Origin of the sequence: Thermogutta sp. (assembly GCF_014359955.1) — a bacterium.
Taxonomy (GTDB): Bacteria; Planctomycetota; Planctomycetia; order Pirellulales; family Thermoguttaceae; genus Thermogutta.
Window position 1 is genome coordinate 1 of sequence record NZ_JACIYL010000258.1, and the last position, 5,337, is coordinate 5,337.

At 58.5% G+C, this 5,337-nt stretch carries 3 protein-coding genes; all 3 read left to right on the plus strand.

Annotated elements, in window-relative coordinates:
• Positions 1-471 precede the first annotated feature (471 nt).
• The gene (locus tag H5U08_RS09440; RefSeq protein ID WP_297032429.1) at positions 472-1,128 is read left to right on the plus strand and encodes a cytochrome c3 family protein; all 657 of its coding nucleotides are present in this window, start codon (positions 472-474) and stop codon (positions 1,126-1,128) included.
• A complete protein-coding gene (locus H5U08_RS09445) occupies positions 1,125-4,229 on the plus strand; it encodes a TAT-variant-translocated molybdopterin oxidoreductase (protein ID WP_297032431.1) in 3,105 nt (1,034 codons plus the stop codon). Before H5U08_RS09440 ends, H5U08_RS09445 begins: the two co-directional genes overlap by 4 nt.
• Positions 4,230-4,281: 52 nt before the next feature.
• The coding region (nrfD, locus tag H5U08_RS09450; protein ID WP_297032433.1) for an NrfD/PsrC family molybdoenzyme membrane anchor subunit at positions 4,282-5,337 on the plus strand (1,056 nt) is incomplete at its 3' end.

Consider the following 5,337-nt stretch of genomic DNA (forward strand, 5'->3'; position numbering starts at 1 on the left):
CCACCGTCTGCGTTGACACTTTCCAAACTGTCCAGAAGAGAATCAAGACATCGCGCCGACACAAGAAGGACTATCGTCATTTATCGACGCATGGCAAACATGTAATTTTAGTGCAAAATTTTTTCGCGATTCACTCATGTGATCGATCAAAGGCTAACACCGGGCTGCAAATTGCTGGCAATATCGACCTCCCTCATCGCACTTGAAGCGAAAGAGTTTATAATCCTATTGATGCAGATAAGCAATTTGTGCCTGTAATAACCAGCACACATCGGGAGGGGCTTTTTCCCCCTGGCACGCCCCCTGGCATCTTGCCGGCGCAAGGGGTTGTGTCCGGGTGGGCTCTCCTTTAGCTTGGGAGGACTTGAACGCCTCCGATTGTCCGGGCCAACTGGGGTCGCCGTGTTCGGGCAACTCCCTGTCCCTGTGGTAACTTCGCGATCAATCTCAGCAGTGGTTCAACAACTCGGTATGTCCAAGCCCTACTTACCATTGTGGTTCGATCGTGCACGCCCCATCTTCGGTGCGATCCTACTGTTTGTCCCGCTCTATCTCCTGGGCGTTGCCTGGTTCACTTTCGACCCGCAAACGATCGACATCGGCTACTCCCCCACGCAACCCGTGCCCTTCTCGCACGCCCTCCATGCAGGCGAACTCGGATTGGATTGTCGCTACTGCCATACCACCGTGGAAAAAGCGGCCTTTGCCGCCATTCCCTCCACGGAGATTTGCATGAACTGCCATGACCGAATTGCAACGAACAGCCCCAAACTGGCACTGGTGCGAGAAAGTTACGCCACCGGCCAGCCCATTCCCTGGGTGCGTGTCCACGATCTGCCCGATTTTGTCTATTTTGACCACAGTGCCCACGTCAACCGCGGCGTCAGTTGTGTGGAATGTCACGATCGCGTGGATCGCATGGAACGTGTTTACCAAGCAAAAACCCTGCGCATGGGCTGGTGTCTGGAATGCCATCGCAATCCCGAGCAGCACCTCCGTCCGCAGGATCAGATCACCAATCTCGCCTGGCAGGCGGGATCTCCAGAAGAGCAACAACGAATAGGCGAAGAATTGCGACGGAAAAACAACATTCAACCTTCAACGAGTTGTTCGACATGTCATCGATGAGTCGCCAAGGTGAGTCCACTGCCCATAATTCCCCCCGCTACTGGCGGACACTGGACGAATTGGCAAACACTCCGGAATTCCGCGAGTGGATTGCCAAGGAATTTCCCCACGGCGTCGCGCTCGAGGGACTTTCCCGACGTCGCTGGCTGCAACTGATGGCCGCGTCGTTTACCCTTGCCGGTTTAGCGGGATGCCGCTGGGAGAAAACGGAACTTGCCCCCTTCGTGCATCGCCCGGTCGGTCGAATCCCGGGCAAGCCCGAACGCTTTGCCACCGCCATGGATCTCTCTGGTGAAGTGACGGGGCTGGTGGCCACTTGTGTGGACGGACGGCCGATCAAGCTGGAGGGCAACCCAGTCCATCCTACCAGCCTGGGCGGTACCGATGCTTTTGCCCAGGCTGCCGTCCTGCAACTTTACGACCCTGACCGAAGTCGCGACGTCGTCGCCCGATCCGACGGCCAATGGGACGTCCGCTCTTGGGAGGACTTCACGGCGGCCCTGCGGGAGCGAATGGCGGCCACACCGAACGGAGAAGGCTGGGTGTTCGTCACGGGAGCAACCTCCTCTCCCACCGTCCGACGGTTGCGGAAACTTCTGGAACACCGCTGGCCAAAGGCACAGTGGTTCATTTACGAGCCTGTTCACGACGACTTTGTCCGAAGGGGTACCCGGGAAGCCTTCGGGGTGGAAGCCCGACCTGTCTATCGTCTGGATCAGGCCAAAGTGATCCTTGCCCTGGATGCCGACCTCTTTTTCGAGGCGACGGGACATGTCCGCGCTGCGCGGGATTTCGCCTCCACGCGGGACGGAACCCCTGACCGCATGTCCCGGCTTTATGCAGTGGAGAGCCGCTGGACTCTCACCGGTTCGTCCGCGGACCACCGATTGCCGCTCTCACCTGGTGCAATCCCGGCGTTTGTGGCCGCGTTGGAAAACTGTCTCGCAAGACTTTCCGCCGGTGAATCGCTCCCCGATGTCGGGTCCCGCCCCGACCAGTCGCCGGAGGCGCGGTATCGTGCGGTATTCCTTAAGGCAGTCGCAGAAGATCTGTGGCAACACCGAGGTCGCTCGGTGGTCGCGGCAGGGAACTGGCTGGTCCCGGAAATCCACGCGGCCGTCGCGCGAATCAACAAGATGCTGGGCAGCCTGGGCGGGCCGGTTTTGTACGTTCCCCTCTCCGACCCCATGATCGCCCGTCCTGCAGAAAGCCTGCCCGCACTTCACAAATTGCTGGCCTCAGGCAGTGTGCAGAACATTTTGTTTGTTGACACGAACCCGGTGTACAGCGCGCCACCGTCCATGAAGTTGCACCGGCTCATCGAGCGGGTGCCGTTTTCTGCCCACCTCGGCCTTTACGCCGACGAGACGGCCCACTGCTGTCGCTGGCATGTCCCCATGGCCCACTTTCTGGAAGCCTGGGGCGACGCGGAAAGCTGGGACGGAACATATACCGTCATGCAGCCCATGACCGCCCCGCTCTGGGGCGGCAAAAGCGTTATTGAATTGCTCGGCCTGTTTCTCGACTCGCAAAAGACCGCTCAGGATTGGGTCCAGGAAACCTTCCAGACGCTATATCCCCACGCGCAGGCCACCGATTGGGAGAGATGTCTCGCCCAGGGGCTGTTTCGGGAAGAAAATCGTCAGGTCAATTCCCTCACCGAACTCGCCGAGACGGCCAAGAGGGAGATTCCCCCGGATGCCGTGGAACGTTTTGTGGCGGGGGAACAGCCCGCCGAAAATTCGCTGTCCGTTTTGCTCACTGCGGACTCCTCGGTCTATGATGGCCGATTCGCCAACAACGCGTGGCTCCAGGAGTGGCCCGATCCGGTAACTCGCCTCACCTGGGGAAACGCGGCGGTAATGGGCGTGGAAACAGCACGTGGCCTGGATTGCAAGGATGGCTCCGTCATTCGCCTTGAGGCCAATGGTGCGACGCTCGAGCTGCCGGTAGTGGTGGTCCCCGGCATCCCACCCCGAACAGTGGTCGTTTCCCTGGGCTACGGGCGGACGGCCGCAGGCCATGTGGGGGGACTGGCCAGGGAGAACATCCCCCCGGTGGGCGTCAATGCGTATGTGATGCGATCCGACGCTGCCCAGTTTGTTCTCTCCGGCGTCAAAGTGACGAAACTCCCCAGCAGCCAGCCCCTGGCCAGCGTTCAGGACCACCATCTCATCGACCGAATCGGTCTTCAGGGACGCGTGGAACGGTTGGGCGAACTGGTCAGAGAAGTCACTTTGAAACGACTGACCGATCCCCACGAACCCTATTCTGCGGAGGAGGTGGTCCATCATCCGCCGCTGGAATCTCTCTGGCCCGAGCACACGTACGAGGGCCATCGCTGGGGAATGGCGGTGGATCTCTCCAAGTGCATCGGGTGCGGTGCCTGCGTGGTGGCCTGCCAGGCCGAAAACAACATTCCCGTGGTTGGTCCGGCACAGGTGATGCGAAGCCGCGAGATGCACTGGATCCGCATTGATCGCTACTTCACCGGGGCCCCGGACAATCCTCGCACAGTCCATCAGCCGGTCATGTGCCAGCAGTGTGAGATGGCCCCGTGCGAGCAAGTTTGTCCCGTGGCCGCCACCGTTCACAGCCACGAAGGACTCAACGACATGGTCTATAACCGGTGTATCGGTACGCGATATTGCGCGAATAACTGCCCCTATAAAGTTCGCCGGTTCAATTACTTCTATTATCACAAAGATTTGGACAATCCCCGCAATGAAGTTCAGAAAATGGTGTACAATCCCGAGGTGACGATCCGTTCCCGGGGAGTTATGGAAAAGTGCACCTACTGTGTGCAGCGGATCCAGAATGCCAAAATCGAGGCCAAAAATGAGCGTCGCGCGCTGAAAGACGGGGAAATTCAAACGGCCTGCCAGCAGGTGTGTCCGGCCCAGGCGATCGTTTTCGGCGACCTGGCCGACCCCAACAGTGCGGTCGCTCAGCTTCATCAGTCAAATCGAGCTTACGGAATGCTGGCCGAACTGAATGTGAAGCCCCGCACAAAGTATCTTGCACGGGTCCGCAACCCGCATCCAGCGCTTGAGGCGCTGGAACACACGGAGCCTGCGGCCACGCAAGAACATGGTGCTTAGCCAGGTTTATTAGCACGCGATGGAGAATAACCAGGGGAGAAGAGAACCTTCCATGGGCTCGGCGTCAACGATTTCTCGACAACCGGAAGTGGACAACACGATGAGCGATCCCACGTCGCGACCACCGCTTGTGGTGGGCCAGCACGATTTCGCGACGGTGACGGAAACGGTCGCGCGGATTCCGGAACGCCCCAAAACCACTCTTGCCTGGAAACTCAGTTTTGCCGTGGCCGCCTCGCTGGCCACGATGTTCGTTGTCCTGACGGGTTACCTCTTTGTAACGGGCGTTGGAATCTGGGGAAACAACAGCCCGGTGTTCTGGGGATTCCCCATCGTCAACTTCGTGTTCTGGGTGGGAATTGGTCACGCAGGGACACTCATCTCGGCCATCTTGTTCCTCTTCCGGCAACACTGGCGAACGAGTATCAACCGCTTCGCGGAAGCAATGACCGTGTTTGCTGTAGTCTGTGCCGGGATTTTTCCGGCCATCCACGTGGGGCGCGTGTGGTACGTTTACTGGCTGGCACCGTATCCCAACCCGATGGGAATGTGGCCAAATTTCAGAAGTCCTCTTTTGTGGGACGTCTTTGCCGTCAGCACATATATGACGGTTTCCGTACTGTTCTGGTACCTGGGGATGATTCCCGACCTGGCCACGCTCCGCGATCGGGCAACTCGCCCCTTGCCGAGACTACTGTACGGCCTTTTCTCTCTGGGTTGGTCAGGTTCCGCGCGACACTGGCACCGCTTCGAGAAGGCGTATCTGTTTCTGGCGGCTTTGGCGACTCCCCTTGTTCTCAGCGTTCACTCCGTCGTGAGCTTCGACTTTGCCGTCTCTTTAATTCCCGGCTGGCACACGACTATCTTTCCTCCGTACTTTGTGGCGGGGGCGATCTTCAGTGGCTTCGCCATGGTGGTCACCCTCATGGTGCCGGCGCGGGAGTTTTTCGGCCTTAAAGAACTCGTCACGCTCCGTCATCTGGATAACATGAATAAATTTATTCTCGCGACCAGTTTCATGGTCGGTTATGCTTACCTGGTCGAAGTTTTTATGGCGTGGTACAGCGGAAATAAATACGAGCTCTTCACTTTTCTCAATCGGGCACTG

Coding starts and splice junctions, on each gene's coding strand:
- H5U08_RS09445 (WP_297032431.1), top strand. CDS start 1,125: ATGAGTCGCCAAGGTGAGTCCACTGCCCATAATTCCCCCCGCTACTGG.
- H5U08_RS09440 (WP_297032429.1), top strand. CDS start 472: ATGTCCAAGCCCTACTTACCATTGTGGTTCGATCGTGCACGCCCCATC.